The following is a 1,842-nucleotide window of genomic DNA, read 5'->3' on the forward strand; positions in this document are numbered from 1 at the left end:
AGTGCCGACACCACCATCCGACTCTGGGACACCACCACCGGACAACAAATCGGCCAACCACTGACCGGACACACCGACGAAATCAACCGCCTCGCCTTCAGTCCCGACGGCACCCGACTGGCCACCGCCAGCGCCGACACCACCATCCGCCTCTGGGACACCACCACCGGACAACAAATCGGCCAACCACTGACCGGACACACCGCTCCCGTATATGGGGTGGCCTTCAGCCCCGACGGCACCCAACTGGCCAGTGGCAGCCAGGACTCCACTGCGCGGGTGTGGGACGCCACCACCGGACAACCGATCGGCGCACCACTGACCGGACACACCGACACCGTCACCAGCATCGCCTACAGCCCCGACGGCACCCAACTGGCCACCGGTGGTCAGGACACCAGCGTTCTTCTCTGGGACGCACGAACTCAGGGGAGAATCGGCAGTTTCCTGTTCAGGCACAACGACGGGGTGGCCGGGATCGCGTTCAGCGCCGACGGTCGCCGCCTGGCCTCCGGTAGTGCCGACGCGACTGTTCAGCTGTGGGATGTCGATACCCAAGAGGCCATCGGCGAGTCCTTCACCGGTCACGAAAGTGTGGTCTACGACGTGGCTTTCACTCCCGACGGGCAACACCTGCTCTCGGGCAGCTTCGACGGTACCGTGCGGGTTTGGGACATCGAGTCCTCGGTGCCGTGGACCGGCCACGAAAAATATGTGACCGGTGTGGCGTTCAGTCCCGACGGCACCAAACTCGCCAGCAGCAGCGGCGACGGTACCATCCGACTCTGGGACCCCCACACCGGCCGAACACTGCGCGAACCCCTCACCGGCCACACCGGCGCAGTCACCAGCATCGCCTTCAACCCCGACGGCACCCAACTGGCCTCCGGCGGTGCCGATCACACCGTACGCATCTGGAACACCGACACCGGCCAACCCCTCGGCGCACCCCTGACCGGCCACACCGGCGCAGTCACCACCGTCACTTTCAACCCCGACGGCACCCGGCTGACGTCGGTCGGCGACGACGACTCGGTACGGACCTGGAACATCGCCGAGCGCCGACTCAACGCCGAACCGGTGCTCGGGGTCACGCGCGTCGCGCTGAGTCCGGACTCACATCGGCTGGCCTTCACCGAGAGCACCGGCAACACCATCTATGTTCTCGACCTTCAGTCCGGTGATCTCATCGGGGAGCCGCTGGAGGGGCACACCAGTGAGCTCCGGCAGCTGGTGTTCAGCCCCGACGGCACCCGACTGGCCACCGGCGGCCTGGATGCCAGTATCCGAATGTGGGAGGTCGAGACGGGCCGTCCCCTCGGCGAGCCCCTGATCGGGCACCGGGCCGCGGTCCTGGGCCTCGCGTTCAGTCCCGACGGACGTCACCTGGCCAGCAGCAGTTATGACGGCACCGTTCGGTTGTGGATGGCCGAGACAGGAGAGGCGTTCGGAGATCCCATCGGCCAGAACGGCGGTGGTGTGGTGGATTTGGCGTTCAGTCCCGACGGCGAGCACCTGGCCTTCGGTGGTTACGGACGATCGGTGCGTCAGGTGCCCGCGGTGGCCACCGAACCGGTGCTGTGCGACAAGCTCACCGCCAACATGAGCCACCAGCAATGGCGCGACTGGGTCTCCCCCGACATCGACTACCAGCAGACCTGCCCCGGCCTACCCGTGGCCCCCGATCCAGAGGTGGCGCGCTGATGAGTACGTTGCAACGCGGCGCAGCCGTTGTCGCCGGCACCGACAAGCACAGTGGGTGATGGTGTGTCGCGGATTTTTTTGAGTCATTCCAGTCGTGATGTGCGTGCGGCGGTGGGGTTGAAGCGGTGGTTGGCGTTG

1 protein-coding gene is annotated in these 1,842 nt (G+C 66.2%); it reads left to right on the top strand.

The annotated features are described in order from the left end of the window. Positions 1-1,704 (top strand): WD40 repeat domain-containing protein (locus ACAG25_RS24710; RefSeq protein WP_370491054.1); only part of this gene is annotated, 1,704 nt, incomplete at its 5' end. Between the last annotated feature and the right edge of the window lie 138 nt (positions 1,705-1,842).

The sequence above is a fragment of the Mycobacterium sp. pV006 genome (assembly GCF_041287115.1).
In the GTDB taxonomy this organism is placed as follows: domain Bacteria; phylum Actinomycetota; class Actinomycetes; order Mycobacteriales; family Mycobacteriaceae; genus Mycobacterium.